Origin of the sequence: Candidatus Ichthyocystis sparus (assembly GCF_900078745.1) — a bacterium.
In the GTDB taxonomy this organism is placed as follows: domain Bacteria; phylum Pseudomonadota; class Gammaproteobacteria; order Burkholderiales; family 2013Ark19i; genus Ichthyocystis; species Ichthyocystis sparus.
Window position 1 is genome coordinate 176,952 of the sequence record NZ_FKII01000047.1, and the last position, 26,609, is coordinate 203,560.

Sequence of the window (26,609 nt, forward strand, 5' to 3'; positions counted from 1 at the left end):
ACTTCTTGCACTGTACAAATGACAACAGGGGAAGTTAATGTACAAAAAGATTACTGTACCGGCTAATGGTGAGAAGATTACTGTCTCTAAAGAGAGTATCGATACTCCAAACAACCCCATAATCCCATTCATTGAGGGTGATGGTATAGGGGTAGACATCTCGCCGGCTATGATTTTTGTTATTGATCACGTAGTGAGTAAAGCGTATGGCGGACGAAAAAAAATTCACTGGATGGAAATTTACGCTGGAGAGAAATCAAACAAGGTGTACGGGCCAAATACATGGCTACCTGATGAAACCGTAGATGCTCTGCAGGAGTTTTGTATATCAATCAAGGGGCCTCTTGCAACGCCGGTTGGTGGGGGAATAAGATCTATAAATGTTGCTATCCGCCAGAAACTTGACCTTTACGTATGTCTTAGACCCATTAGGTATTTTAAAGGCACTCCTAGTGTACTCAAGAATCCAGAAAAAACAGATGCTGTGATTTTTCGTGAAAACTCTGAAGATATATATGCTGGCATAGAATGGGAAGCAGGATCTCCGGAGGCAAAGAAGATAATTTCGTATCTACAGGATATGCTTAATGTAACGGCAATTCGCTTCCCAGAAACTTCTGGCATAGGAATAAAACCAGTATCTCGTGAGGGAACGGAGAGGCTAGTTCGTCGAGCCATTCAATACGCAATTAAGGAAGATAGGAAGAGTGTTACCTTGGTTCACAAGGGAAATATAATGAAATATACGGAAGGCGCATTCCGTGATTGGGGGTATGGAGTAGCTAAGAATGAATTCGGTGCTAAAGAGATAGACAAAGGCCCATGGTGCACTATCAATAACCCGATAAACAGCAAAGAAATCATAATCAAAGATTCCATAGCTGATGCATTTCTTCAGGGAATTTTGCTGCGCCCGGAAGAAATAGACGTTGTAGCAACACTAAACCTAAATGGTGATTATATATCCGATGCCTTAGCGGCGCAGGTTGGTGGGATAGGAATATCTCCAGGTGCAAACATATCAGATTCGGCTGCAATATTTGAAGCTACCCATGGAACAGCTCCTAAGCATGCTGCACAGAATAAAGCCAATCCAGGCTCACTTATCTTATCTGCAGAAATGATGCTACGACACATAGGATGGTTAGAGGCAGCTGACTTATTACTGGCAGGAATTGGCAGATCTATAGAGAAAGGACAGGTTACTTATGACTTAGCAAGACTTATGTCAAATGCCACTAAATTAAGCACATCTGATTTTGCTAAGTCAATTGTGGATAATATAGGATAATAAAATAGAGGGAATAGGGTACTTGTGCCCCCCCCTACTTCCCTTATAATCAAGGGATAGAATGCTCTTCTTTGGGATTAATTTTCCAAGAGGTGGCAGAAAAAAATTATATAAAACGTACTATAGAGCCGTAGTACATATCGTCAAACACGAACAGAATGTCTTTTTATTCTGATTCTGATAAGCAATATTCCACTTGAGATAACAATCCTCGCAGTAGTGCGACTTCTTCTTTTTCCAGATTAGCTTTGGAATAGATACGACGAAATTTAGACATAGTAGATGCAGACAACCGATTACAAAAACGTATTTTTTCTAGCACTCTATTGAGATGATCCATCAGATGAAAAAATTCCTGTGCTGTAGCCGGGCAGCAGCGCTGTTCAGTAGCATCAGTTTTATCATTACCCAACAATAGCTGACGCCTAAGTTCGTAACACACAACTTGCACAGCTGCGGCCAGATTAAGAGAGGGATACTCGTCTGAGGCAAGTATATAGACAGCACGGGAACAAGACATGAGCTGTTCGTTAGTTAAGCCTGTCTTTTCACTACCAAAAACAAAGCTGACGTACTTTCCCTGACGTATAAGTGGCAAAACCATACCTATAGCATCAGGCAAAGACAAAGAAACAACAGAATTCCTTTTACGCAATCTAGAGGTCAACCCCAAAACACAGCTACTCTGAGCAACTGCATCAGACAATGAACCAAACGAAAGAGCCTGTTCAAGAACATCGCACGCATGCGAAGAACGAGCCAACTCGACCGAGTCCTCTTTGCTCAACTGAGATCCAACAAGGCAGAGCCTTCGTAGCCCCATGTTTTTCATGGCTCTAGCAGAAGCACCAATATTTCCTGGATTAGAAGTACCGCAGAGAACTACACCTACTAAGTCAAGCACCAGATCCTTTCCCTAGAGAAACACCGAGCACGGAAAAGGGCGCCACCTCCAGCAACGCCAACAAATAAAGAGACCAACAAAGAAATAAAACTCACCCTCAAAAAGCACATCTTTGTCAGCAAGATTGAATATTAGCAGCCTGCTTACCCTTAGGGCCATCTATAACTTCAAAGGATACCATTTGTCCTTCTTTTAGGGTCCTGAAGCCATTCATTTGAACCGCTGAATAATGCACGAAAAGGTCCTCACCACCCTCATCTGGGGTAATGAACCCGTAGCCCTTAGCATCGCTGAACCACTTAACCTTTCCCCGTTTCTTCTGAGACATCACACAAATCCTTCCAAAAACAACTACAAAAACAGAACTAGTAAATCTGAAACACTACCAGAGCAAGGGAACACACCAAGTGGAGGAAATTCCACAACCCCGGCATAATAACCCACCTAACGGGCACAAAGCCAACATCACAAGGGCAACTGCAGTATACATCCTATACCCAAAAAAAGATAGTATGGATAATCCTATTGTCTGGAGAATGTCTTTTTTGCACAGCGTCTAAACAAAACATTAGCTTGCTCGTGTTCTCCAAGCCTATCTAGTAGAAACGCCTTTTCATAAATAGGAAGGGCCATATCGTGACCATAACAACACGCTTGCTCTAGATACTCCATAGCCTTACCCCAAAGAGAACGCTTCTGACACAATCTACCCAAAGTCACTAGCAACAGAACATCCTTGGGATGAGAACACAACCACGATTCAGCACACTCTATTTGATGATTAACACTGCTATCGACAACGCAATCAGAATACAACAAAGCTAACTCGGATGACCAATATTTTTTGTTGTAATCTTCTATGTAGCGACAAGCGAGAGTACGTTGAGACAACACCAAAAGACGCTCAATGACGTGACAAACGTGCTCCTTCTGATCTTCAGAAGACAAGCATGAAAAAAAATTCTTCAAATCGTCAACAGATTTAACATTGGAAATTAATCCTAAGTACAGACTTTTCTTAAGAGAAAAAAAGGATGCAGGATGGATATGTTGGCGCTTTTCCAAAACACGAAAATACCTCATAGCATCAGACCAATTTCCTAATGAAAGATGGGCACGGAACAGTAGGCGTATCACTGCTAAATGCCTGGGAGCAGATTCACGATCATATGGGGATAACAACTCCAAGGCTCGTGCTGGATTATTATCATTAAGATATAACTCAGCTGCAGTTAAGCGCTGTGCCCTATCACCACCATGTAAGCTCTTAACACGCTCTAACCAAGTATCTCTTTCATAAACTTTACCTAAAGCATGGTAGGCCTGGGCGGCTATCAAACCGGACACAATAGGTAACAAGTTAGACTCAAAAGATTGCTCAGCAGCGCTGGCGGCACGTGCATACCTCCCCTCCAGAAAATACACAAACCCCTCAGAAAACACCCGTAAAGCAGACTCATGTTTCTTTTTTTTACGCAATTTTAACAATCGTTCTGGTATTCGAAATAAAAAATCTATAGACCGAATTAGAAAATAACCTAGGAAGAATAAAAATATCGAGGAAACAAGGAAAAATGAGAAAGAAACCTCTACACGGTACGGAGGAACCGTAAATAAAACGGAGCTGCCATGAGAATGAAAAGCAATCACCACAACCAAAACAAGAGCAATGAATAAAATCAACACACGCAACAACTTCTCTATCATGCACGTACCTCTGAGCGAACAGAATCAGAAGACAAAACAATACCATTTCTTTGCTTACGATTAATTACATCTATAAAACTCTCCATGTCAGACATATCAATAACATCATTAGAAATAAGCCTAAACTTAGACAGATCAACAATAAGATTGTTAAATTTTTTATAGTTTTCATCATGGCTAAAGTATCGATTAGCTAACGAGGAAATCTTGTTAAGACTAGATTGATACATATCTTTATCATGAATAGCCCAAGATAAACGCAAAGAAAGAGTATGCAAATGTACCATCTGCCTAACAAAATCTTTCTCTTCTACTGTAAGCAAGCGCAAGTTAGGGCAATCATCATGATCTATTCTAACGAAATCGTGGAACTTTTTCTGAAGCTGAAACCAAAAATTTTCCCAGAAAGAATTACTATCATCACCTAACGCACCACCCATATTGCTAGATTTAGCGCGATCTGAAATGTTATCAAAATTCATGGCAGAAAAAACAGTGTCTAGATATGCAACCTGAGAATAAAAATCCCCACTCACTTCCAGACGCAAACCCTTCAAAATTCCAATTCTACCATTAATCAAACCTGCTAAATGAGAAAAATCAGGATCATTTATACTGTTTGCTAATCTATATGCAGCTGATAAGAAAATAATAGCTTCACTAACATTGTTTGACCACATAAGACTGGAACGGGAAACACTTACATATTCTCTTATCTGTGTTAGGGATTGCATATTACTTACGCCGGAATACTTATTTAAAATCTCAATACTTTTATCATAACTAAGGGCAAGCTTTTTAAGCTTCCCATCAATCTCAACAAAGTTATTAGATAAATTACTTAATAGTTTGGAATTCTCCAATTCAGAATCTCGCAATTTAACAATCATTTGCTGATTAGACATAATGTAGTCATAAAGAAAATTTCCTGCAAAAAAAACCCCCGTACCGCATACAAACAACAAAAAGACTAGAAAAAACACCACCCAAAAGGACACACCTGACCTTCGGGGGGGGGGACCATCATCAGCTGATTTAAATAATGAATTCGTCACAACTTCAACCCTTTCTCCTTAGTACTAAGGTTACTGAGAAATACACAGACATAGCTTAACTCAAAGACACTTATTATCCCAGTCCTACCCATGTCTCTCCAAGGCCGTCATGGTAATGGTATCAAGCAGGCTACACACATCAGCAGACGGAGCCAAAAAAACAGGCCCCACGTCCCACTCCAGAACATTATCACGGATGCGAGGATGAGTACAAAGAAAAGAAAATTTGTTATCACAGAAGGTGTTACTTTGCAAAAAAGAGCACACTATTCGAGCAGTTTCAGTGCTGGTAAGCACCCAAATAATATCCTTATGAGAATCCAAAAAATATGAGAGCCTCTTATCCCAATCATTATCTATACTGCGCCTATAACAAACATACTCTTCTAAATTAGCTCCCTCTTCTGTAAGCCACCTAGATAAAGAAGCACGCGTGGGATCACCGCGAACCAGTAAAACTTTCTTAGAATTACAATTAGCGCCCATATTATTCAAAATTTTGCATACACCATCACTTCCTCCATATCCTTCTGGAAATATAATTGTGCCTTGGAATAAATATTTACCCAGCGTAGATGCCGTACCCTCCCCTGCAGCTATCCAATGCGAAGAGGTAATAGGAACCTCATGGAGACACAATGAATTCAATACAGAATAACGACTGACAAAAATAACAAAATCATAGTAATCATATATTGGTAACTGTTGTGGTAAAGGAGTTATTTTAAGAATGGGAAAAGGGTAAGCACAAATGTTACGTTGTTCAAGAAGGTTACATAGGTCCACCGCATCATCATGCAGTTTTGTTATCAAAAAAACGGCATCAGAGATTGGCATGTGGCTACATACCAATACGACATAATTCTTGCTTAAAGTACTGAAAAGCTCTTTCAGCTAGCGCTTGCCATTTATTCGTACTTTCCTTAGCATCAAACTCAGCCATATACAGCCCATCTGGAGAGAATAAACGTGCCCTAAGGCGAATTTCAGATTCCTCATAGGATGCATTTGCTGCGAACGGAATATTGCAATTTGCCCCCAACAAACATCCTAACCTTCTTTCTGTATGTGCGAGAACCGCATCCTGTTGTCCTACGTCCAAATACGACCAAAAATCAAGATTTTCGTGCTCCTTCTTAGATTCAATAGCCAAAAATCCCTGGCCAGGAGCGGGTATGCTAATTGAAAATGGCAGTCTTTGTTTTATATACTTCACCAAACCCAAACGAACCAACCCTGCAGAAGCCAAAACAACCCCATCTAGCGACAAGTCGCGTATCTTACTCAAACGAGTCAAGATGTTACCACGAATAGGAATAACATTAAGATCGGGACGGTATCTAAGCAATTGAACAGATCTACGAATACTGGATGTGCCAATTTTACCTCCATACGGGACATCATCTAGGGAATTATAGTCATCAGAGACAAATGCATCTGAAGGGTCAGACCTGTGTCCTATCCAGGCCAAAGATAAATTATTAGGCAAAACGTAAGGAACATCTTTTAGTGAATGAACTGCGCAAAGTGCCTTTCCCTCCCCTATGGCTACCTCTAATTGTTTTACGAAGAGTCCTTTGGTATCGAAGCTCTTCCAATTATCAACATCTGACAAAACATCACCTTGTGTCTTAATAGGCAACAGGTAAATGGATAACTTAGGATTAAATTTTAACAATGACATACGAACTGATTCAGCCTGCCGTATGGCCAATCTAGACGATCGCGTAGCAATATAAAAACTAGATAAAGAGTAAACCATAATAACTATTACCTTGAAACTAAATTAGAAACAACTATAAGCACGTACGTCAATAACGACTGCTACAAAAATATGCTTGATTTATTTGATAATTAGATGAAAATCTCCTATAATCAGCTTTGCTTTCTGGTTTCGCCACCTCTTCGGGAAAATAACTGATGTTCGTGGCATATACGTACTTCCACAGTGCTACCTTAGAGAGTACATTCAATGAGCAATTTTAAAGACCTAGGGCTTATACCTGAGTTATTGTCTGTGTTGGACCTAATGGGTTATGAGAACCCAACACCTATACAAGAACAAGCCATACCGGCAATCCTATCATGCCAGGATGTTCTTGGCATTGCTCACACCGGCACCGGCAAGACCGCCAGCTTTGCTCTTCCCATAATACAGAGAATAGCACCGTTGGCTAGTCGTAGCTTTTCCCCGGCAAGGCACTCTCCTCGTGTGCTAATTTTAGAGCCGACAAGGGAGTTGGCTTTACAAGTATGTGATGCGGTAAGTAAGTTAGCCTCCAATATTCCGATACGTTCCTGTTCCATATTTGGCGGAACGAATATGGAAGTTCAGTCTCAGGCTTTGCGCGAGGGTAGAGAGATACTGGTTGCTACGCCAGGTCGTTTACTAGATCACCTTAATTCGCAAACTGCTCGTTTTCAGGAAATAAATATCCTGGTATTAGACGAAGTGGATTGCATGTTAGACATGGGGTTCTTGCCTGATATAACACGCATAATTGCTTATCTACCTGTTGAAAGACAAAATTTAATGTTCTCAGCGACAATATCTCCTGAGATAGATGTGTTGGCACAAAAAATTCTTCGACACCCAGTTAGGATACAGATATCGGAACTTAACTCTGTTGCCGACACCATTGAGCATGTCCTGCATCCTGTTTCTGAGAGAAACAGGCAAGACACCTTGATTCAACTTTTGGAGAGTAGTAATAGTAAGACACTAGTGTTCGTTGAAACTAAGGATGTTTGTGCCAGATTAGCGCGCTTACTGTCGGAAAGGGGTCTTTCCACTGCTGCAATCCACGGAGACAAATCTCAAAAAGAGCGTGTAGAGGCTTTAGAATCGTTTAAAAGTCAGAGTGTAGATGTGCTTATAGCAACGGATATTGCGGCAAGGGGTTTAGATATATCTGATTTACCAGAAGTAATCAATTTTAGTCTTCCTCAATCATCTGAATCTTATATTCACCGTATAGGTAGAACGGGTAGACGGGGGCAAAAGGGTATAGCAAGATCATTAGTAACAGCTCAAGAGGAAAAACGCATAAAGGAAATAGAAGATCTGATAGGAAAAAAAATAAAGCGTGTTGTTGCTGGGGGAGACAGGTCAATGGGTGTTAATGGAGGAACTTGTGCCAATAATAAACCATATACACCGGAGAAGCAGAATTCAACTCCTGATGATTTTGATTTTAGCAAGCCATACGTGATGCAGCACAGCCAAAAACCTGGGGAGAGGGGTGCTGGTGCTATCGTGTCCCCCTTACGAGTTACCAGGAATCTGTACGGAGAAAACAAAAGTCTTGCTGCGCTATTTAGACCTGTAGTTAAGTCTGCATCTGACTAATATGATTGGCATGATAGACTCCGGCATTGGCGGACTTAGTGTCTGGAAGGCATTAAAGTCTATACCAGATGTGCCAAAAATAATATACGTTGCAGATTCGGCGTATATGCCCTACGGTAGACGAAAATCTAGAGACATACGTCTACGTGTAATGAAGATTTCGGATGCTCTTATTCAACGTGGATGCTCCATAGTAGTATTAGCTTGCAATACAGCTACTGTTAATGCAATAGCTGCGTTAAGGCATAGGTTTGCTGGCACTATATTTGTTGGAGTAGAGCCAGCCATAAAAACGGCATCCAGTTTATCCAGGAATGGAAAGATTGGGCTTCTTGCAACCAGGTCCACCATAAACAGTTCCAAAGTTCATAGTCTAATTGGTCAGTTTGGTAAGAATTACTCCTTTTTCTTACAGAATGATACTGGGCTTGCTGAAAGCATAGAAAAAAATGAAGAAGTTAGACCTTCAGTTATAGACAAGCACTTATCTTTTGTACAGCAAAAGGGTATAGACACACTGATATTAGGATGTTCGCACTATCCACTAATAATTTCTCAAATTTGTGAAAATCTACCCAAAGGAGTGCAAATAGTAAGCGCAGAGACTGGGATAACAAAAAGACTCTGCCGCATACTTGCGGAGCGCAACGTAAGTTCAATATATACCAATGAGAAAATAGGGGACATATTTGTAACAACTGGCCAGAACCCAGACTACGCTAGGACATTTTCCAGGGTACTGAAGTGCAACATAAACTTTGATAATGAGCTAGACCTAAGCCTACTGTAATTCTCTCGAACAAATCTTAACTGGCATTGTTGCCAAAAGAGAAATGATTACAAGCAACATAACAGTACAATAAATTATGCCTTTGCTCTCAAATAGATATGCCATACCGTAATTACCCAAAAAACCGCCCATATAGTAGGAGGTGGTGTACAAACCAACAGCAGAGGAATGCGCCTTATTTGCCCTTGTACGAACGGCTGATAACGACGAAATCTGTATGCCAAATGCACCCATTATCACTAAAAATGTTCCCAAAAATACAAAAAACTTGCTTGGCAATAAACACGTAATCGTCCCTAAAAACATAAATCCAACTGAAAAATACCAGAACCCATAGGTAAGGTGGCTCATAATTATCATAACTCTCGATGCGAGAATACAGCCGATGGGATTAGCCATAAACAGCAAACCCCTCTCTGTGGTAGAGGAATAAAATGGATGTCCTCCGAGACGCAAAACACCAACTGTGTAGATAGAAATAATAGAAAAAAGCAACAAAAAACCAGCAAAATAAACATGTAGTAGCTTCGTATTTGTCAAGTGATCTCTCAGCTCATAAATAATGTGAGAGAACTTCTTTTTTAGAGACACCTTCCTTATATGGTGAGATGCAGATTCAGTAAATTCACCTAAACAGGACCTTAATGACATAATTACCAAAAATGAAACAAAAGTAACCACTCCAGTAAAAATATATGAAGCTCTCCAGGTACCAAAAGCATCCGCCATAATGCCTGACAACAGCCTAGAAGCCATACCACCGGATGCAATACTTATTACATAAATCCTAGAACCTCTTAAAGAAGACCTATGTGAACCTTGATTAGATGCTGCTGTGGCAGCAGCTGCAATAATTGATGGAACAAAAAATCCCAGCAATGACTGAACAAAAGCAAACTCCCAAAACTTGTTCAACAAAGAGGTGACTATCTGGCAAATAATTAATCCCAAAAATGAAATTGTTAACATAGTCTTCTCGCCGTAAATATCATTACAGGCGGAGACAAAAGGAGAGGATATGGCTAACATTAGCAATGTTAGAGATTGGGACAAGGCTATGGTAGACAGAGAAACATTAAAATCATGGGACAACTCAGTTAAAAAGGGCTGAGACAGGTACAAATTTAAGAAAGCGGTAAAACCACTCAAAACCACACCCCAAATGGAAGGGGTATTGTGTAAAACTTTTGTATTAGACATGGCTCTACCTAGACCATAAAAACATATGTACACCTCGAGTGTAATGTACTCTACACTTTACACTGAAGCAAAAGTAACGTTGTTAAGAACAAAAAAACCATACTACTAATAAATGGAGTAACATCCAGCTAATAATATCAACAACTTAAGATAACCAACTCCATTTAGCTTAATAAAAAATCCAGTGGGTGTATCATAATACCTTGAGATAAGCGGATACGAAAATACCACTAAAATAAATAGTACTGCGTACTTAACAACTAAAAACATGGCACTCCATGAACCATGGAGTTTCATATGGTACTACGACTTTTATTGATTAATGCACACACTAATTACGATGTCTAATTTTAAATTTACAGAAGGAAGACCCTTGTATGTTCTAATCTGCTTCCTCTATAACCTTCACAAGTCACAAGAATCCTACAATACCTTGCGTTCAACGGTAAGTTAGGATATGTGTATGATAAATATACGTACATCAGACTTCACTAAAAAATAGCATACTCAAGTAACCTATATGCAACTAACCCTTAAGGTGGGGAAAGAAAATAACATCTCTTATACTTGAGGTGTTTGTAAGAAGCATAACCAGCCTATCTACTCCTATACCACACCCACCGGCCGGAGGCATACCATATTCAAGGGCATGCACATAGTCAGCATCGTAATACATAGCTTCTTCGTTACCAGCATTTTTCCTAATGACTTGTTGTTGAAAACGCTCGGCCTGGTCCTCGGGGTCATTAAGCTCAGAAAACCCATTAGCTAACTCTCTTCCTGCTATAAATAGCTCAAATCTCTCAGCAACATTATCATTAACATCTGATGAGCGTGAAAGAGGAGATATCTCAGTAGGATAATTAACAATATAGGTAGGTTGAAACAACTTGCTCTCTGCTACATTCTCAAAAAGAGTAACATGAATGGCACTCAGCGACTTCTGTCCATCTAGAACATCTTCTTTTACACCCAACAACTCCAGCTGTGCAAGCAGAAACCTAGAGTCTGACAACTGTTCATCAGTAAATGAAGTATACTCTTTTATGGCATCCAACATACTTATACGCTGGAATCTACGAGAAATATCAAGTTCTCGACCTTGGTAAGTAAAAACTGCAGTTCCTAAAACATCCATAGTAACTTGGCGAATTAGCTTCTCTGTAAAATCCATCATCCATACATAATCTGTATATACGGCGTACATCTCCATCATGGTAAATTCAGGATTATGACGCGGACTGATGCCCTCATTACGAAAGTTACGATTAATTTCAAAAACACGATCTAATCCACCCACTAATAGGCGCTTAAGATATAGTTCAGGAGCAACTCTCAGGAATAGGTCACGATTAAGAGCATTGTGATAAGTAACAAAAGGCCTAGCAGCAGCACCACCTGGTATAACATGCATCATTGGGGTTTCAACTTCTAGAAAATTATTCGCCTGCAATACATTTCTCATTGAGGAAATAGCTTTAGAGCGCTTAAGAAATACCTCTCTTGTCTCTTCATTGACTATCAAATCCAGGTAACGCTGCCGATAACATATCTCCTGGTCGGCTAATCCATGGAACTTATCTGGTAGTGGGCAAAGACATTTTGAAACTAGCTCCAATTTAGTAACATTTATTGTCAGTTCCCCCGTCCTAGTAGAAAACATTCTGCCTTCAACATAACAGATATCGCCAAGATCCCAGGTTTTAAAGTCACCATATAGATCATGTCCAACGCTATTCTCATTAATATAAATCTGTATCCTGCCCCCAAAATCCTGTATGGTTGCGAAGCTGGCCTTGCCCATTAGGCGTTTTAACATAATACGACCAGCTACAGTTACAAGAATTTCCTTACTATCAAGTTCTTCGTGTAAAAGATTTTCACACAGCTTTATTATCTGAGAAATCGTATATTTAGGACGAAAGTGATTCTTATAGGCAATGCCATTCTGCTTGATAAGAGCCAGTTTTTCAAAGCGTTCGCGAATAACATGGTTATCGGAAACATCGTTATCTTCTTCCATAAAAACTACCTTCCATCTTTATCAAAAGCACCAGAGAGAATAGCTTCATGCTTTAGACTAGCCATAATAAAATCATCCAAATCCCCATCTAGAAAATTCTGGGTATTTCCAGTTTCCATGTTAGTCCTCAAATCTTTGATACGAGACTGATCCAAAACATATGAACGAATCTGATGTCCCCAAGCAATATCAGATTTAGCATCTTCTAAGATTTTTTGGGCTTCTTGCCTCTTTTTTAGCTCATGCTCGTAAAGGCGGGAACGTAAAACCTTCATAGCCTCATCTCTATTTCTATGCTGAGAACGATCGCTTTGGCACTGAACAACTATATTAGTGGGGAGATGGGTAATACGAACTGCAGACTCGGTACGATTAACATGTTGGCCGCCAGCACCGGAAGCACGATACGTATCTATTCTCAATTCAGCAGGATTAATTTCTATTCCCAGGCTATCATCTACTTCTGGGTATACAAAAATGGAGGCAAAGCTCGTGTGCCTACGGGCATTAGAATCAAAAGGGGATTTTCTAACCAAGCGGTGAATTCCAGTCTCTGTACGCAACAATCCTGTTGCATACGGGGATTTAACATGTATCGTAGCACCCTTAATTCCGGCAACTTCTCCTTCATCACAAGCAATAACTTCAACAATTAAGGACTTTTTCTCACAATACCTAAGATACATACGCAACAACATAGCGGCCCAATCTTGCGCTTCTGTTCCACCAGCACCAGACTGAATCTCCAAAAAGCAACTATTCTCGTCCATCGGATGAGAAAAAAGACACCGCATCTCTACGTCATCTAGGGCAAGCTGAAGACGAAACAGATCATCCTTGATAGATGAGATTACAGAAGCGTCGGACTCCTCTTCTGCCAACAGCAAAAGAGAAAAAGCATCGCTAAAACCAGCAGCTATACAGTCAAACTGTTCCACGGAAGATTGCAGCCTTTTTTTTTCCCTAGAAAGCTCCTGGTACTGCTTAACATCAGACCAAACAGACTCACTTTGCAAAATTTCATCAAGTTCAGCAACACGGTTCCTCCGACTATCTACATCAAAGGCACCCCCGGATCTCAAACAATCTCCTTTGAGCAGAAGAAATAGAGGATTTTAAGAACAAGACAAGATCCAAATCAATCATTCATTGCACCCTTCCCCATTGATTATATATAATCTAGGTTAGTAACATAAAGAGGCATAACAAGTAGTATCAGCAACATTAGCAAGTTCAAAAGCACGTCGCCTAAGTAGACAAGAGGAACAACTACCACAGGCAAAAATACCATCAACTGCCTGATAACAAGACAGAGTCTTAGAGAAATCTAGACCCAATTTATGTCCAAGAGAAACGATATCAGATTTGTAAAAACTAATAAACGGTACTTCGATACTTACGGGAACAGAAGCAATACCTAGAGGCACAGCGTGCATAATCAATGCATTATAGGCATCAAAATAGCCCTTTTTACAATCTGGATAATTGGCGCAATCCTGCTCATTAGCACCTATGAAAACCTTATTAATCCCCATAGCCTCGGCGCAGGATAGAGCAAATGACAGGAATATAGAATTCCTAAAAGGAACATAAGTATCGGGAACCTCACCCTTCTGGGGTAATTCATGAGCAATCTCTTTAGTACTGTCCATCAACGACGATCCACCCCAAGGCAAAGATATGCTCTGTATCCAGTGATCAGATACGCCATAGCTGCTAGCCAAGTCCTTAGCCAAATCAACTTCACGCCTGCTTCTTTGACCATAGTAGAACGATAGAGCACAAAGGTCATACCCAAGACTCACTAGATAAGCCAACAACACAGCAGAATCCATACCTCCAGAAAGAAGTATTACACCTTTTTTAAGTATAGAAGTATCGGACACACAATCTCCGCCGTAGTAAACAAAAACAAAGATAAAGCATCATACTACCAACTCAGACCACCTGCATCTTCCTAAAAAACTAAAAACGGGAAGATGCGCGTGAATTAAAAGACTTTTTACGTCCACCGGGCAACTTCTGTTGACCTTGACCGCGAGCACCCCCACTACCAGCAGCACCACCACGAAATTGGGAGCGCCCTCCTCCTCCACCTGACCTGTCCTTTGAGGCATAACGCAAATCTTGCGAAGAAGGACGACGAGAGGACGAGGGTCTCCTATCTGAAGAAAAATTACAAGAATCAGGAGAAGATGGTTTAGAAGCACTTTGATTCATAAAACGGCCTATAGCATGCCAACGTTTTCTGTCAGAGCGAGAAACAAAACAAACAGCTTCACCATCTGAACCGGCGCGAGCAGTACGACCAATTCTATGGATATAATCTTCCGGAGAATGTGGTAAATCGTAATTAATTACATGCTGAATGTGTGGAATATCCAAACCACGAGCAGCAATATCAGTAGCAACCAATACACGATAACGTTTATTACGAAAAGCATTCATTACGCGCTCACGCTTGTTATGGCGTAGATCACCATGTATAGCCCTAGCATCATAACCACTCTTGGACACGAGTTGGGCTATACGATCAGCAGAGTACTTAGTCTTAACAAAAACGATAACAGAGCCAGTACGTTCTTTCAATTGATCTATTAAAGTATCATACTTTCTATCATCATCATCTATAAAAACAACCTCTTGCTTTATATTTTCAGCCGGATTGAATGGAGATCCGATGGAGATACGCTTATGATCTGACAAGTACTCTCCAGCCAACCGCATAACATTGTGCGGCAAAGTAGCAGAAAACAACAAACTTTGACGAGTAACCGGCAAATGCTTGCATATCCTTTCAATTTGGACAGAAAAACCCATGTCAAGCATGCGATCAGCTTCATCCAAAACCAAAAAATTGACGTTCTTAAAACAAATTTTACCCCTAGAAAGATGATCATTTATACGACCAGGAGTACCGACGTATAGACGGGGACCAAGACTCAACTGACGGAACTGATGTTCAATGGAATCACCACCTATCAAGAGAGCAGTCTTTACAGACGAATCACGTAACAGGTCACGCAAAGCCTTAATGACCTGAGCCGCTAACTCACGAGTAGGAGTAACAACCAAAGCCGCAGAATCAATGTTAGACACCAGATTAGCAGCTAACGGAATACCGAAAGCCGCTGTCTTGCCAGCCCCAGTTTGGGCTGAGCCTAAAATATCGTGACCAGCCATAGCTAGGGGAATAGTAGCAGCCTGAACCGAAGTAGGAGTTTTGAAACCGATCCTATCTAGGGACTTTAACACAGCACTAGGAATACCAAACGAACCAAAATCATTCATGCACACAATCCTCACCGCCCAAATCCATCATCAAAACAGGATGAGGGCAGGACTGAAAGTAACCAACAGGGAAAGAAAAAATATCAACGCGAGGCCAACAAAAAAAGCCAAGAACCGGCAATAGAACAGGAAGAGACAGTCCCAGACGTGAGAAGATCATACCACCTAAGAGGACAAAAAACACACCCCGAAACAAAAAAAACTAACAATTGCCGAAAGCAGGCCCAACATCATGAGCAGAGTATAAGGCAATTCAATAGCGCAAACTCTGTCACATATCACAAATATCCAGCAAAGGGCACATAATATCTCTCTCAGAGTCTCTCTCAGAGAAACATATTAAAGACAGATTGCTTACTCTACTAAGCCATAGTCAAAAACAATTTCCATAAAGTAATAAGAAATTTTCTATTTTACCCGTAAGACACTTAACCTAAGTCCAACCTGCAGCACCACACTTGTTGTCATGAAACACACTTGAATTATTACTACAATTACAAACTTGAATAATCAATAACAAAAATTTTAATAACCACTAAACTAATACAATTACACAATCCTTACAAACATTACTACTCAATTTTAATATAAACAATCCTCATCTCTCTTCCTCTTCTCTTTTTATCTCCATGTGCTAGTAAATAACGGATCATAAAGACCATAAAAATTCTGGAAACTAAAACTACCCCCTCTAACCTGTGCAGTAAGTATTAGTAAGTAAATATGTACTTAAATTAAAATATACTTAGATACATTATGTATTGAATAATATAATAATAACAATTAACGTGATATACTCCACCGGCAGATAGTAACAATTTTTGTGCTTGCATGTTGTGATATATAATCGGCCACACACAGTTTATGTGTCCTTCTTTTGTATCACTATTTCACCAACTAAAAAGCTAACTAAAAAGTTATCAGATAAATGGAAAAGCTATCAAATGGTTACAACAATGGGGTCATTATAGAAGAATGCGGAAGCAATATCTGTTCTGATATGGATTCTTGCACGAGCTCCCATGACTGGAGTACTGAACTTAACCAAGCATATCTATCAGAAACATTATCGTTATGTGATCTAGAATCGTTACCGTGGATAGATACCAACAAAGATCTTATGCCGCATGAAGCATATCAATTCGATAGCCAAGTGTTTGGCAGTGAAATAAAACTAGATTCCATATTAGAAATGAATAGTCCTGGAACTTGTCATGCATCTGAAGCTACCGTAAGTAGTATAGACGTAGCATCAACCGATGTGAAATATGATTTTACCCCTACGTGGGAGGAGATAGCAGATACAAGCATTGATGTAGAAGACTGGGATATTGGGCTTATTTTAAAACATGACAAGCAACATTATACCGTGTCAAGATCAAATTCTACAGCATCATCGTATGAGGGCGTTGCTACATCACCTGATGATAAGTCCCAGATGCTACAACTAACCAACTCAAATGATCTAATGTCAATAGAAACTGAAACGGTTGCATGTCATTATGATGACAGAGACTTATTGTCGAAACAAAGCGCTTCAGATTATGGAAAAGAAGATTGCAATATTGAGTCACCGAAACAGGACAGTCCTACACAATTGAATCTTACAGCATCATCATATGAGGGCGTTACTACATCACCTGATAAGTCACAAATACTACAACTAACCAGCTCAAATGATCTAATGTCAATAGAAACTGAAACGGTTTCATGTTGTTATGATGCTGGGGACTTGTTATCGAAACAAAGCGCTTCAGATTGTGGAAAAGAAGATTGCAATATTGAGTCACTGAAACAGGACAGTCCCACACAATTAAATCTTACAGCATCATCATATGAGGGCGTTGCTACATCACCTGATAAGTTACAAACGCCACAATTAACGGTCCCAATAATTTCATATCGTTATGATACCAACGGTTTATCGAAGCGAAGTCTTACAAAATTTGAATATGAAAGCCACATCACACCACCTAAGAAATCCAGAATACTAATAGTAAGCTTAAATGGCCTGGAATCGATCGATTCATCAAGTCAAAGCACTTCAAACTACGTAAAAGAAAATCTCAACTCAGTTGAAGAATGTAATCCCTCAACTAGTGGCTGTGCGCTTGTGTTGGATAGGTCGGACAATGCTGACAAATCAAAAACTAATTCAAAACATGAAATAGTCAATAATAGAACTGTAACTAAACCTATAGTCATACGCATAGCAAGAAAAGAAGTTCCGCCAGCATTAAATAAATCGGTACAAATTACCATAGATCCAACAGTTGTTAACAAAAAAAGAAAACAAACCCCATTGCTGCAGTATGGTCTATCATCTAAATCAGATGTCGAAAGTAGTCACTCAGTCCAGCAAAACACGTCTTCTAGCTCAAATGCAAAAACGTATCCAAGCAACGGCAACGGCAACGGCAACGGCAACGGCAACGGCAACGGCAACGGCAAAAAATATACGATAGCGCTAGAAATTGAAAGCATGAGAACAATCAGACAAATTAAAAAAGAAGCTGCTGCACTCACAAATGAAGGAACAGAATTTACACAAGTAATAAAAGCTATTAATACAGCGAAAAAAATGGCCAATACATGGAAGTGCAAGTGCGAATCGATTTTGGAAAAAGCACCGACATCATGGAAATCTTCTTATAGAAATAATGGCAAGCTAGAAAAAATAGGTCAATTTACAACAAATGCAGTAATGAATTATTTAATATCCGCTCTTCCTATATCACCAAATATTCCTACATTACTACCCAAATTCTCAGAAGATTGCTGCGAGCATGCCAGCAAGGAATACCGTAGGTATGCTATTGATAAATTTAACCTTAAATCAACTTTATCTCTAATAATGACAATTATAGAATTAGAAGCAAGATCAATATTTAACATCTGTAGCGATGATGCTCGAATTGAGCTAGTAGAAAACGAATGTTTTAAAGTAAGCAATTCTTTGCATACATACGACTTTAATAGTCTTTTGATTAATAATAATAGGAATGATATCTTAAAAAAAATAGGCAGCTCATTAGAGAATGTTTTAGGATCAAGGAACCATTTTGGCGCAGTCAATACGACTACATATTTACAAAAAATATCACTACAAGTGTTTAAGAGTATAGAATATAGGTTTAAAAAACTCATAACACCCAAGAATGATATCGCGGTATCTTCTACCTGCTCAGAAAGAAGGATTTTGATGGCACAAGATACCTATAAGCACCCGATTTCTGAGTCAATTATGTCGGCATTTCTCTCACACGATGTAGTATCAAATGTATCATCTGTGTTAGGTAAATATACAGAAATAAAAAATATATCACCTATATCCAAAGCAGAATTTGTATTTCTAACATGGAAACTTATTATTAGTCTGTCACTAGAAATGGCTAAAGAGGAAACATACAGAGCATATAGTTTCATTACTGCTAATTTTCATGGAGTAAAAGTAACAAGGATTGTAAAAAATGTGCTTGAAGTCATATTAAGTAGGTTTGAAAAAAAAGCAGCCGCTGTTATTTCAAAAGAGTGTGAAATTTTTGTTTCAAAACATATGGATGAACATATATCAAAGCAGCATAAAGAAGGCATGTTCTCTCAACATTTGTTAGAAACTCACAAAATGCTGTCTTTAATTAATAGTTTCAAATCAGACGTAAAATCTGCTGTAGAAGGATCCCGCTATGTACAACGTGATTCTCTCGTTATAATTGATGGAAGAGTAAGTACCGATATAGAATCTACTTTGGGAAAAGTATTTGAAGAACGTATAGAAAACTTGGTAAAAGTAGCGGCTAAAGAGCACATTAGAGACTAAATACAGTAATTATCTTATTAAGATATTCTTAAATATCATAGGGTTAGATCGCATACGAAAGACGACGAACACCGATACAGAAGCGCCTTAAAAAAACATCTTCACATAAAGGACACAGTAAGATGCTAGTTATGTACCAAATCTACATTGGACAGCACACAAAGACATGGCGGAGAGTGAGGGATTCGAACCCACGGTGGGAGTAAACCCACAACAGTTTTCAAGACTGCCGCATTAGACCGCTCTGCCAACTCTCCGTACGAAAGAGCGGATTATATTACAATTAATGAAATATAACCAACCATACTATTCTAAAATTTTTAACAAATAAAATCCATCAAATATCATTGACTTAAACTGATACCAAATATAGTCTCGCATCTGGCCGCTACGATTGGAATTACCGGCAGTGCTAGCTGATATAGTAAGATCTGCATTATTGTTGCTAAAAAAATTGGTCTATTTCTTCAGGAAAAATATTTTCAGTAGGACAACGGATGGTGTTTTTTCTACTGTATTTATGTTAGGAGATAGCTGCCAAAAAACATTCGACCCCAAGAAATATATAGATCCTGTGAAGGGTATATTCATTGGCCTAAGTAATTACGGTGACCCTATATTTAGACCATTACAGATGATTCAAAAAAATCATATCGCTTTTATAGGTGAAAGCGGTTGTGGAAAAACTATGGCAGCAACATCAATATTAGCTCAGTGTGCAAAACACTTTGATGAGTGTTCTATAATTTTCGATCCCAAAAATGACAAATACATGCTCAATACTCTACACAATTACCATGATGATAGCAGTAAATTTCATGTCCTCGATTTGTCTCCAGACGCTCCACCACAAATAAATCCTTTTCATGGGGCATCGGCGGCAGAGGTAGAAATGATGCTTATATCAGCCCTACAATTATTCAACTCCGGAAATTCTGGTGTAGATTTTTACCGCGCTGAGGACAGAGATGCAGCGCGTTTATCTGCTGATATAATACACAACAAAAAGACTTGTTTCCCAGAATTTCTAAGCATAGCTGGATCCATAAAGGCCATCTCCAGCAAACATGCTTTCTGGAGAGACTGTCAACAACTAGGATTTATACCTGCCCTTCAGGCTCATTCTGGCCTATCCATAGCTGACACAATTAAACCAGGCAATATCCTGTATGTAATAGGCAACACTTCACAACCTCGTGTACAAGCTGCTATTAGGCTAATACTACAAAGAGTTATTCAAATAGCTGAGAAAAGAGATCAGCAATATTGTAAATCTATTGGCATATTTATTGATGAAATTCGCTATGTATTATCAGAGGTTATGCTTACATCTCTTTCAACAATTAGGGACAAAAATGTTCACCTTTTAATTGCTTTTCAGGATGTTGGTAACCTTTTGGAAGCGACATGCGTAAATCCAAAGGCAGTTGAATCTATAATCATGACTAATACTTCCATAAAATTTGTGTATCGCATATCACATGCTCAAACATTATCTACACTTGAAAAAATATCAGGATGTATTTACACAAAAAATATTGCTATACCACGTATACCTGCTGGTCTTATAAGTCATCTTCCTAAACCTCAAAACTCATCTCATGCAAGTGTAGGCATTATATTTGGTGATGGGCCAGCTTATATTGTTCGATGTGCTCCATTACACCTATCATCATGTACGGATCTAAATAAAATAATGATTAATAGTCATCCAAGATGTAATAATGGAATTTACTCCCCACATGATCTCATCTAAAGAAAAATCAAGAAAAAATTTACTACGTATTTCAGAGGCTCGTGCTGTTAATAAAGAAAAGATAAATATGATTTTGTCATTTATGTTAGATGAAACTTATACAACTATAGAAATTTTAAAAATGCTTTTAAAACTAAGAAAAACAGAATCCATTAAAAAGATTATGTATAACCTAAAAACTAATAATATTATTTGGGAAAAAAATATAGCCATTTCCTCTTTAAAAAAATTGACTGTATATGGCCTAACTCTACATGGAAGAATTATGATATCCAGTGAAGAAAATATTATACAATCAGCATCTATAAGAAGAGTATCAAGAAATGTTAGGCAGTATAAGCATACTTTAATGCTTCAAAAAATAAGGATACGGGCTCAACATGCTGGATGGAAAAATTGGGAAAAAAGTGGATATTCTACCGGTATAGGAAATAAAGATGCAAAAGTTGACGGGATTTGCAAATCCCCAGATGGAAAAATATATGCTATTGAATACGAAAGAACATTGAAAAGTATTGAGAGATATAGAAGTATTATAAATTCTAGGCTACAGGCTATAAAAAGGAATGGATATCACTACATAGTTTGGATAAGTGATAATACTAGTGTACACCTCCGTCTCAAAAAAATATTGTTTTCTATAGATTATGTTATAATACACGGTACGGTGGTGCATTTGGAAAAAGATAAGCATTACAGTAAAATGATGTGCATTAACTATGCAGATTGGCCAATTGTATGATGAAAACCATAACAATAAAGGCACCAGATGACTGGCATCTTCACTTACGTGATGGAGATATTGCTAGGGCTGTTATCGGTGATACTTGCCGTCAATTTCGCAGAGCTTTAATAATGCCTAATTTAGAGAAACCAATAACTACGGTAAGTGATGCTATACTTTACCAAAACAGAATAAAAAATCTCCAACCACACCCTAATTTCACTCTATTTATGACCCTTTATCTTACAGATAAACTGTCAGTAAAAGATGTGTATGAAGTAGGTAAAAATGATGATGTTTTGGCAATAAAATGGTATCCAAAGGGTGTAACAACAAACTCTTGTAATGGAATTGCACATAGTAGCTTAATAAAAGATGATGTTCTAGATGCCATAGTAAAAAATAACATTGTTTTATGCGTACATGGAGAAAGCTCTTTACCTGGGCTAGACCCATTTGATCGTGAAAAAATCTTCTTGGAAGATGAGCTTAAACCTCTACAAAAGCGTTTCCCAAAAATTAAAGTAGTTTTGGAACATATAACTACAAGACAAGCTGTAGAATATGTTATGCAAACCCCAAATACTGCAGCCACTATAACAGCCCATCATTTGGCATTTGATAGACGTGATCTACTAGACCGAAGAATACGTCCCCACCTGTACTGTCTCCCAATAATGAAACGATGGGATGATAGAAAAGCACTTATAGAAGCCGCCATATCTGGAAGTCCAAAATTTTTTTTAGGAACTGACTCAGCTCCTCACACTTCTGACAATAAGGAATCTTCGTGTGGATGTGCAGGATGTTACACAGCGGCGCATGCAATTGAGTTATATGCAAGCATTTTTGATACCCATGGCAATATGGATAAGCTAGAGTATTTCAGTAGCATTGCTGGTGCAAATTTCTATGGCCATAATACAAATAAGGAATCTCTAATCATAGAGCCAGAAGAATGGACTGTACCGGAAGCAATAACCCTATCTAATATGAAGAAAATAGTACCTCTGTGCGCAGGTAAAACTTTTCTCTGGAAAGCTAGAATGGTCTTAATCTGAAAACAACAACAGTTAGACATAATATATACTTGGTTATATTATGCGAAACATTTCTATGTTGACATTATTAAGAAAAAACAGGGAAGATAAAAGATTTAGTGATATATATGTTGATGGAACGGTGAGTCCCGTGCCCCTACCTTATATATGTAGTGGCAAGAATAAAAACCTATCGTTATTAGGGTTTTGTTTATGTATTTGTAAAAAATTAATGCCTGCAAGTAGATTTAGAGTACTTTTAGAAGATTATATACAATCAGTAGTATTTGAGATAATAAATAATTCTGTACTAAAAAAAGATATTTTTTCTTCTTTATCTATTCTAGTAATAATAAAACGTCACCTTGATTCACACACCACTATTTGTCTCATAATTAGAGATATAGTATCTAAGGTTAGATATACCGGCTATTTACATGATATATTTAATAATATTACAAACTACAAAGAAAAAATTGAAAATCAAAAATCTGTTGGTATCTGGATCAGATTTACAAAGTATCTTTCTGAGATGATTGATGGTAAAAAAAATAAAGTGATTTTAATTTTTCCATCAAAGGAGTATGAAAAACTAGTATCAGAATTTATATCGGCAACTATATCTAGTTTATTCAAAAAACAAAAAATATCTATGGGTCTAATTTTAGAAAGCAAAAACCCTGAGGAAATGAAAGAAAGATATGAAGAAACTATGATTTCGCTAATACCAGAAAAATGTGGGCATAAAATTTTATTTAGAATAAAAACAAAATCTGAAGAGTATATTTTGAAATGTCTTAATAGCATGGAAGCTAAAGATTACGAACGTGTAATAGAGAAAATGCCTCCTTTTATTTACGATATATTAATTACAAAAAGAGAATCTAAAAAAATAATAATTGATAGTTTCAAGAACATCCTCAAAAACCCAGAAAAATCTGATTCCATCATGATGTCTGCTATAGTTAGGGCTAGCAATCCATATGGATACAAAAAAAATATAGACAACTACCATATGCTGGAAAATATTAAACTAGCAATATCATCCATAAAATCACCTGAAGTAAGAGAGATCATATGCAACTCTCTTCCAGATAACATAAGACGTTCACTTAGATATTTTGAAATCTAATCTACAATATACACTCCGTCAAAGCATGATGCTTCAGCTGAATATATGTCAGGGGACAAGTTAGCTATTAAATTTTTCAGGTCTGACAAATCTTGATACACAAGACCATCTGCATCAATTTCTTTGCAAATATCATCTTCATCACGTGAATGGGCAATAAGTTCATTATATGTTGGCATATCAATTCCATAACAATTTGGGTATCTCACTGGAGGAGAAGCAGCAGCCATAAAAACATTAGATGCTCCTGAATGCCTGGCCATCTGCACAATTTCTCGACTAGTAGTTCCTCTAACTATTGAATCATCAACCAATAAAACTGATTTGCCACGAAACTCTTGCACAATAGGATTAAGCTTACTCCTTATTGATTTTTTGCGAAAAGAGTGACCAGACATAATAAATGTTCTGCCAATGTAACGATTCTTAACAAATGCCTCACGATAAGGAAGTCCAAGGGATAAGGATAATGATAAAGCTGAGTGACATGCAGAATCCGGTATCGGTACCACAACATCAATACGACTATGCAGTCCCGCTTCTCTAACCCTTTCAGCAAGAAGAATTCCCATTCTTCTGCGAATGTCTGATATCGTGTGACCATATGAAATAGAATCAGGGCGAGAAAAATAAATGTATTCAAACAAACATGGACGCGATAGCACATTTTTCTCATACTGAAACCTGTAGATATTCATTGAAAAATCGATGAACACTATCTCACCAGCTTTTATGTCCCCCATTAATTCAAAGCCATTAACATCCAAGGCAACAGACTCAGAGGCCACCATGTAGGATATATTCCCAGCATTATCCTTTGAGCGTCCCAATACTAGGGGACGAATGCCATATCTATCTTGAAAGGCCAATAGCCCGTGATGTGCTATTAAACACACTACAGAATAAGCACCTTTAACACGGTTAGATAGCGCTAATACAGCATTTGAAATGTGATCAGGCGTTAAAGCGCGCCCTTGTGCAGCACAACCTAATTCATGAGCCAAAACATTTAGCAGCAACTCAGAGTCAGAAGAGGTATTGATATGACGAAAGTTACGATTCACCAAATCATGACGCACCTCATCTGGATTTACCAAGTTGCCGTTATGAGCCATTACCAATCCATAAGGAAAATTAACATAAAATGGCTGGGCTTCACTAGCTAAATCATGAGAACCAGAGGTAGGGTAGCGGCAATGAGCAATCCCAGACTCTCCAGACAGCAAAGAAATCTCCTCATCAAGAAATACATCTCTCACTAGCCCTGAATTTTTTACTAAATGAAAACATCCACTCTCAAGAGTAGCCATACCAGCTGCATCCTGACCTCTATGCTGAAGAACAATCAATCCATCGTACAAAACCCTACTAGCCGAGGAGTGACCAATAACACCCAAAACACCACACATCATTTAGCCTTATGAATAAAATATACATTTCTAACTGCCATTCATCCACTCATGGATATCACCATAAAAGTATGGAAAAAATTTGTTAAACGTAGTTTCTATAGGCTCACGCAAGACTGACTTATTAAAAAAGACCTTATCCGAAAAGTTGGTCCGCTGCAAAAATGCTATCAAGATAAAAGAAATAATGAATCCCCGGAACACTCCTGCAAATAAACCAAATACAGTATCTATAACTCCCATGCCGGCCTTTTTTGCAACTGCAGAAAAAAATAAGCCACAGGTATTAAATCCAAGGAGAGATAGCAAAAATGCAAATACTGGCACTAATATTTTGGGTTGAGGTAGCTGCTGATTATTCCACCATAAAACTACACTATCTGAGTGCCACTTTAAGAACCAAAAAGCAGCAAACCACCCCAATAGCGAAAAAAAATCACGCACAAAGCCACGATACCCTCCCCACCAAGAGGAAATAGCAAAAATAACGACAAATGACCAATCCAAAAATGACAAAGAAGAAAGATATTCAGTACTCATACTTCTTTTTCTTCCCTTTCTCGAAAAGAATTTCCCACATGTTTAATATTATTAGAAGAAGAATAAGATCTATTTTTAACCTTTTGTGTAGCTAATCGGCCCGCATCGTGTTTGTACGGGTAATTATGAGCAGCAGCACTGCCAAGCTTTGAATGATCAGAATTATGGACCACAGAAGAAGAGGGTGCACCATTATGTTCGGTGCGATGATGCCTCAAATCACTACCAACAGGACTACGAGTAGTTGATGACTGAGGAACATGATAGTCACTGGACGAACTTAAAGGCTCGGTGGAAGCATCATTCTTAGATCTATCATGCGGGTAAATAACAACAGTTTGTATGGGTTGTACCACATGAGGATCGGACTCCATATTATCCGTCTCAACCAAATTATGCACAAAAAGCTGCAATGGCTTATCCTGACTGGAGGAGGAATAAGAACGTCCACGAAAAACTACTGGTAGTAGTGCAACCGCCAATACTGCCAATACACCAGCACCCAACAACCTTCTTCGCGCTAAAATAATTTGGGAGTCATCCCTATCACCCAAGGTTGAAGCATTATTTTCCTTCAT

At 38.5% G+C, this 26,609-nt stretch carries 24 protein-coding genes and 1 tRNA gene; 8 read left to right on the forward strand and 17 right to left on the reverse strand.

The features are described from left to right. The first annotated feature begins 37 nt into the window (after nucleotides 1–37). Complete coding sequence (icd, locus tag A6733_RS03880) at nucleotides 38–1,291, forward strand: NADP-dependent isocitrate dehydrogenase (RefSeq protein ID WP_092402482.1); 1,254 nt, start codon at nucleotides 38–40, stop codon at nucleotides 1,289–1,291. A gap of 166 nt (nucleotides 1,292–1,457) precedes the next feature. Here icd and A6733_RS03885 read toward each other — a convergent pair whose 3' ends face one another. The 7 genes from A6733_RS03885 to hemC all read right to left on the reverse strand — a co-directional run bounded on the left by A6733_RS03885 (nucleotide 1,458) and on the right by hemC (nucleotide 6,719). Next, complete coding sequence (locus tag A6733_RS03885) at nucleotides 1,458–2,195, reverse strand: RNA methyltransferase (protein WP_175330563.1); 738 nt, start codon at nucleotides 2,193–2,195, stop codon at nucleotides 1,458–1,460. After that, entirely contained in the window at nucleotides 2,183–2,305 is a 123-nt protein-coding gene (locus A6733_RS09625; RefSeq protein ID WP_278183883.1) for a hypothetical protein, read from the reverse strand. The genes A6733_RS03885 and A6733_RS09625 overlap by 13 nt, the downstream gene beginning before the upstream one ends. A gap of 5 nt (nucleotides 2,306–2,310) precedes the next feature. Next, nucleotides 2,311–2,523, reverse strand: a complete 213-nt coding sequence (locus tag A6733_RS03890) for a cold-shock protein (protein ID WP_092402488.1) — start codon at nucleotides 2,521–2,523, stop codon at nucleotides 2,311–2,313. 194 nt (nucleotides 2,524–2,717) lie between these two features. After that, on the reverse strand, nucleotides 2,718–3,902 hold the full coding sequence (locus A6733_RS03895) for a heme biosynthesis HemY N-terminal domain-containing protein (RefSeq protein WP_092402478.1): 1,185 nt from the start codon (nucleotides 3,900–3,902) through the stop codon (nucleotides 2,718–2,720). Next, entirely contained in the window at nucleotides 3,899–4,957 is a 1,059-nt protein-coding gene (locus A6733_RS03900; protein WP_092402476.1) for a uroporphyrinogen-III C-methyltransferase, read from the reverse strand. Before A6733_RS03900 ends, A6733_RS03895 begins: the two co-directional genes overlap by 4 nt. A gap of 84 nt (nucleotides 4,958–5,041) precedes the next feature. Further along, entirely contained in the window at nucleotides 5,042–5,794 is a 753-nt protein-coding gene (locus A6733_RS03905; RefSeq protein WP_092411571.1) for a uroporphyrinogen-III synthase, read from the reverse strand. 4 nt (nucleotides 5,795–5,798) lie between these two features. Then, entirely contained in the window at nucleotides 5,799–6,719 is a 921-nt protein-coding gene (gene hemC / locus A6733_RS03910; RefSeq protein ID WP_092460462.1) for a hydroxymethylbilane synthase, read from the reverse strand. Between the two features lie 210 nt (nucleotides 6,720–6,929). On the opposite strand from hemC, the gene A6733_RS03915 reads away from it, so the two are divergent. Together A6733_RS03915 and murI are read left to right on the forward strand one after the other, a co-directional pair. Then, nucleotides 6,930–8,306: a DEAD/DEAH box helicase gene (locus tag A6733_RS03915; RefSeq protein WP_092402470.1), complete on the forward strand. Its 1,377-nt coding sequence runs from the start codon at nucleotides 6,930–6,932 to the stop codon at nucleotides 8,304–8,306. Nucleotide 8,307: 1 nt separating this feature from the next. After that, complete coding sequence (gene murI / locus A6733_RS03920) at nucleotides 8,308–9,096, forward strand: glutamate racemase (protein WP_092402469.1); 789 nt, start codon at nucleotides 8,308–8,310, stop codon at nucleotides 9,094–9,096. Here murI and A6733_RS03925 read toward each other — a convergent pair. From A6733_RS03925 to A6733_RS08280, 6 genes are all read right to left on the reverse strand, one after another. Continuing rightward, on the reverse strand, nucleotides 9,088–10,296 hold the full coding sequence (locus tag A6733_RS03925; protein ID WP_092402467.1) for an MFS transporter: 1,209 nt from the start codon (nucleotides 10,294–10,296) through the stop codon (nucleotides 9,088–9,090). The two genes, murI and A6733_RS03925, sit on opposite strands and share 9 nt — an antisense overlap. Before the next feature lie 526 nt (nucleotides 10,297–10,822). After that, complete coding sequence (gene lysS / locus A6733_RS03930) at nucleotides 10,823–12,319, reverse strand: lysine--tRNA ligase (RefSeq protein ID WP_092402465.1); 1,497 nt, start codon at nucleotides 12,317–12,319, stop codon at nucleotides 10,823–10,825. A 5-nt stretch (nucleotides 12,320–12,324) separates the two neighbouring features. Beyond that, nucleotides 12,325–13,465, reverse strand: a protein-coding gene (gene prfB, locus A6733_RS03935; protein WP_278183868.1) for a peptide chain release factor 2 whose coding sequence is annotated in 2 segments (ribosomal slippage) — nucleotides 12,325–13,380 and nucleotides 13,382–13,465 — 1,140 coding nt in all. Because the reading frame shifts where the segments join, the coding sequence is not laid out codon by codon here. 38 nt (nucleotides 13,466–13,503) lie between these two features. Beyond that, nucleotides 13,504–14,205 (reverse strand): 7-cyano-7-deazaguanine synthase QueC, encoded by a 702-nt coding sequence (gene queC, locus A6733_RS03940; RefSeq protein WP_092402461.1) that lies wholly within the window; start codon nucleotides 14,203–14,205, stop codon nucleotides 13,504–13,506. Nucleotides 14,206–14,284: 79 nt separating this feature from the next. Further along, nucleotides 14,285–15,610 carry a DEAD/DEAH box helicase gene (locus A6733_RS03945; protein WP_092402459.1) on the reverse strand — a complete coding sequence of 442 codons (1,326 nt, stop codon included), beginning with the start codon at nucleotides 15,608–15,610 and terminating at the stop codon, nucleotides 14,285–14,287. Then, nucleotides 15,603–15,770, reverse strand: a complete 168-nt coding sequence (locus tag A6733_RS08280; protein WP_175330517.1) for a hypothetical protein — start codon at nucleotides 15,768–15,770, stop codon at nucleotides 15,603–15,605. The genes A6733_RS03945 and A6733_RS08280 overlap by 8 nt, the downstream gene beginning before the upstream one ends. A 768-nt stretch (nucleotides 15,771–16,538) precedes the next feature. Here A6733_RS08280 and A6733_RS03950 point away from each other — a divergent pair. After that, entirely contained in the window at nucleotides 16,539–19,430 is a 2,892-nt protein-coding gene (locus tag A6733_RS03950; protein ID WP_092460464.1) for a hypothetical protein, read from the forward strand. A gap of 167 nt (nucleotides 19,431–19,597) precedes the next feature. Here A6733_RS03950 and A6733_RS03955 read toward each other — a convergent pair. Then, nucleotides 19,598–19,687: transfer RNA gene (locus tag A6733_RS03955), tRNA-Ser, on the reverse strand. Between the two features lie 137 nt (nucleotides 19,688–19,824). Between A6733_RS03955 and A6733_RS03960 the strand changes: the two genes are divergently transcribed. From A6733_RS03960 to A6733_RS03975, 4 genes are all read left to right on the forward strand, one after another. Beyond that, nucleotides 19,825–21,186: a type IV secretory system conjugative DNA transfer family protein gene (locus tag A6733_RS03960; protein ID WP_141663114.1), complete on the forward strand. Its 1,362-nt coding sequence runs from the start codon at nucleotides 19,825–19,827 to the stop codon at nucleotides 21,184–21,186. Further along, nucleotides 21,173–21,928 carry a hypothetical protein gene (locus A6733_RS03965; RefSeq protein ID WP_092460467.1) on the forward strand — a complete coding sequence of 252 codons (756 nt, stop codon included), beginning with the start codon at nucleotides 21,173–21,175 and terminating at the stop codon, nucleotides 21,926–21,928. The genes A6733_RS03960 and A6733_RS03965 overlap by 14 nt, the downstream gene beginning before the upstream one ends. Continuing rightward, nucleotides 21,925–22,971, forward strand: coding sequence for a dihydroorotase (gene pyrC / locus A6733_RS03970; RefSeq protein ID WP_242641591.1), 1,047 nt, complete (start codon nucleotides 21,925–21,927; stop codon nucleotides 22,969–22,971). Before A6733_RS03965 ends, pyrC begins: the two co-directional genes overlap by 4 nt. A 211-nt stretch (nucleotides 22,972–23,182) precedes the next feature. After that, nucleotides 23,183–24,082, forward strand: a complete 900-nt coding sequence (locus tag A6733_RS03975; protein ID WP_092411575.1) for a hypothetical protein — start codon at nucleotides 23,183–23,185, stop codon at nucleotides 24,080–24,082. On the opposite strand, the gene purF is transcribed toward A6733_RS03975, so the two are convergent. The 3 genes from purF to A6733_RS03990 are packed head-to-tail and all read right to left on the reverse strand — an operon-like array spanning nucleotide 24,079 to nucleotide 26,609. Continuing rightward, nucleotides 24,079–25,494, reverse strand: a complete 1,416-nt coding sequence (gene purF / locus A6733_RS03980) for an amidophosphoribosyltransferase (protein ID WP_092403328.1) — start codon at nucleotides 25,492–25,494, stop codon at nucleotides 24,079–24,081. The genes A6733_RS03975 and purF overlap by 4 nt on opposite strands. A 27-nt stretch (nucleotides 25,495–25,521) precedes the next feature. Continuing rightward, nucleotides 25,522–26,031 carry a CvpA family protein gene (locus tag A6733_RS03985; protein ID WP_092403326.1) on the reverse strand — a complete coding sequence of 170 codons (510 nt, stop codon included), beginning with the start codon at nucleotides 26,029–26,031 and terminating at the stop codon, nucleotides 25,522–25,524. Then, a complete protein-coding gene (locus tag A6733_RS03990) occupies nucleotides 26,028–26,609 on the reverse strand; it encodes a hypothetical protein (protein ID WP_092403324.1) in 582 nt (193 codons plus the stop codon). Before A6733_RS03990 ends, A6733_RS03985 begins: the two co-directional genes overlap by 4 nt.

Excerpts from the sequence above, each read along its gene's own strand:
- icd (WP_092402482.1), top strand. The coding sequence starts at position 38 with ATGTACAAAAAGATTACTGTACCGGCTAATGGTGAGAAGATTACTGTC.
- A6733_RS09625 (WP_278183883.1), bottom strand. The coding sequence starts at position 2,305 with ATGTGCTTTTTGAGGGTGAGTTTTATTTCTTTGTTGGTCTCTTTATTT.
- A6733_RS03890 (WP_092402488.1), bottom strand. The coding sequence starts at position 2,523 with ATGTCTCAGAAGAAACGGGGAAAGGTTAAGTGGTTCAGCGATGCTAAG.
- A6733_RS03895 (WP_092402478.1), bottom strand. The coding sequence starts at position 3,902 with ATGATAGAGAAGTTGTTGCGTGTGTTGATTTTATTCATTGCTCTTGTT.
- A6733_RS03905 (WP_092411571.1), bottom strand. The coding sequence starts at position 5,794 with ATGCCAATCTCTGATGCCGTTTTTTTGATAACAAAACTGCATGATGAT.
- hemC (WP_092460462.1), bottom strand. The coding sequence starts at position 6,719 with ATGGTTTACTCTTTATCTAGTTTTTATATTGCTACGCGATCGTCTAGA.
- A6733_RS03915 (WP_092402470.1), top strand. The coding sequence starts at position 6,930 with ATGAGCAATTTTAAAGACCTAGGGCTTATACCTGAGTTATTGTCTGTG.
- murI (WP_092402469.1), top strand. The coding sequence starts at position 8,308 with ATGATTGGCATGATAGACTCCGGCATTGGCGGACTTAGTGTCTGGAAG.
- A6733_RS03925 (WP_092402467.1), bottom strand. The coding sequence starts at position 10,296 with ATGTCTAATACAAAAGTTTTACACAATACCCCTTCCATTTGGGGTGTG.
- lysS (WP_092402465.1), bottom strand. The coding sequence starts at position 12,319 with ATGGAAGAAGATAACGATGTTTCCGATAACCATGTTATTCGCGAACGC.
- A6733_RS03945 (WP_092402459.1), bottom strand. The coding sequence starts at position 15,610 with ATGAATGATTTTGGTTCGTTTGGTATTCCTAGTGCTGTGTTAAAGTCC.
- A6733_RS08280 (WP_175330517.1), bottom strand. The coding sequence starts at position 15,770 with ATGATCTTCTCACGTCTGGGACTGTCTCTTCCTGTTCTATTGCCGGTT.
- A6733_RS03950 (WP_092460464.1), top strand. The coding sequence starts at position 16,539 with ATGGAAAAGCTATCAAATGGTTACAACAATGGGGTCATTATAGAAGAA.
- A6733_RS03965 (WP_092460467.1), top strand. The coding sequence starts at position 21,173 with ATGATCTCATCTAAAGAAAAATCAAGAAAAAATTTACTACGTATTTCA.
- pyrC (WP_242641591.1), top strand. The coding sequence starts at position 21,925 with ATGATGAAAACCATAACAATAAAGGCACCAGATGACTGGCATCTTCAC.
- A6733_RS03975 (WP_092411575.1), top strand. The coding sequence starts at position 23,183 with ATGCCTGCAAGTAGATTTAGAGTACTTTTAGAAGATTATATACAATCA.
- purF (WP_092403328.1), bottom strand. The coding sequence starts at position 25,494 with ATGATGTGTGGTGTTTTGGGTGTTATTGGTCACTCCTCGGCTAGTAGG.
- A6733_RS03985 (WP_092403326.1), bottom strand. The coding sequence starts at position 26,031 with ATGAGTACTGAATATCTTTCTTCTTTGTCATTTTTGGATTGGTCATTT.
- A6733_RS03990 (WP_092403324.1), bottom strand. The coding sequence starts at position 26,609 with ATGAAGGAAAATAATGCTTCAACCTTGGGTGATAGGGATGACTCCCAA.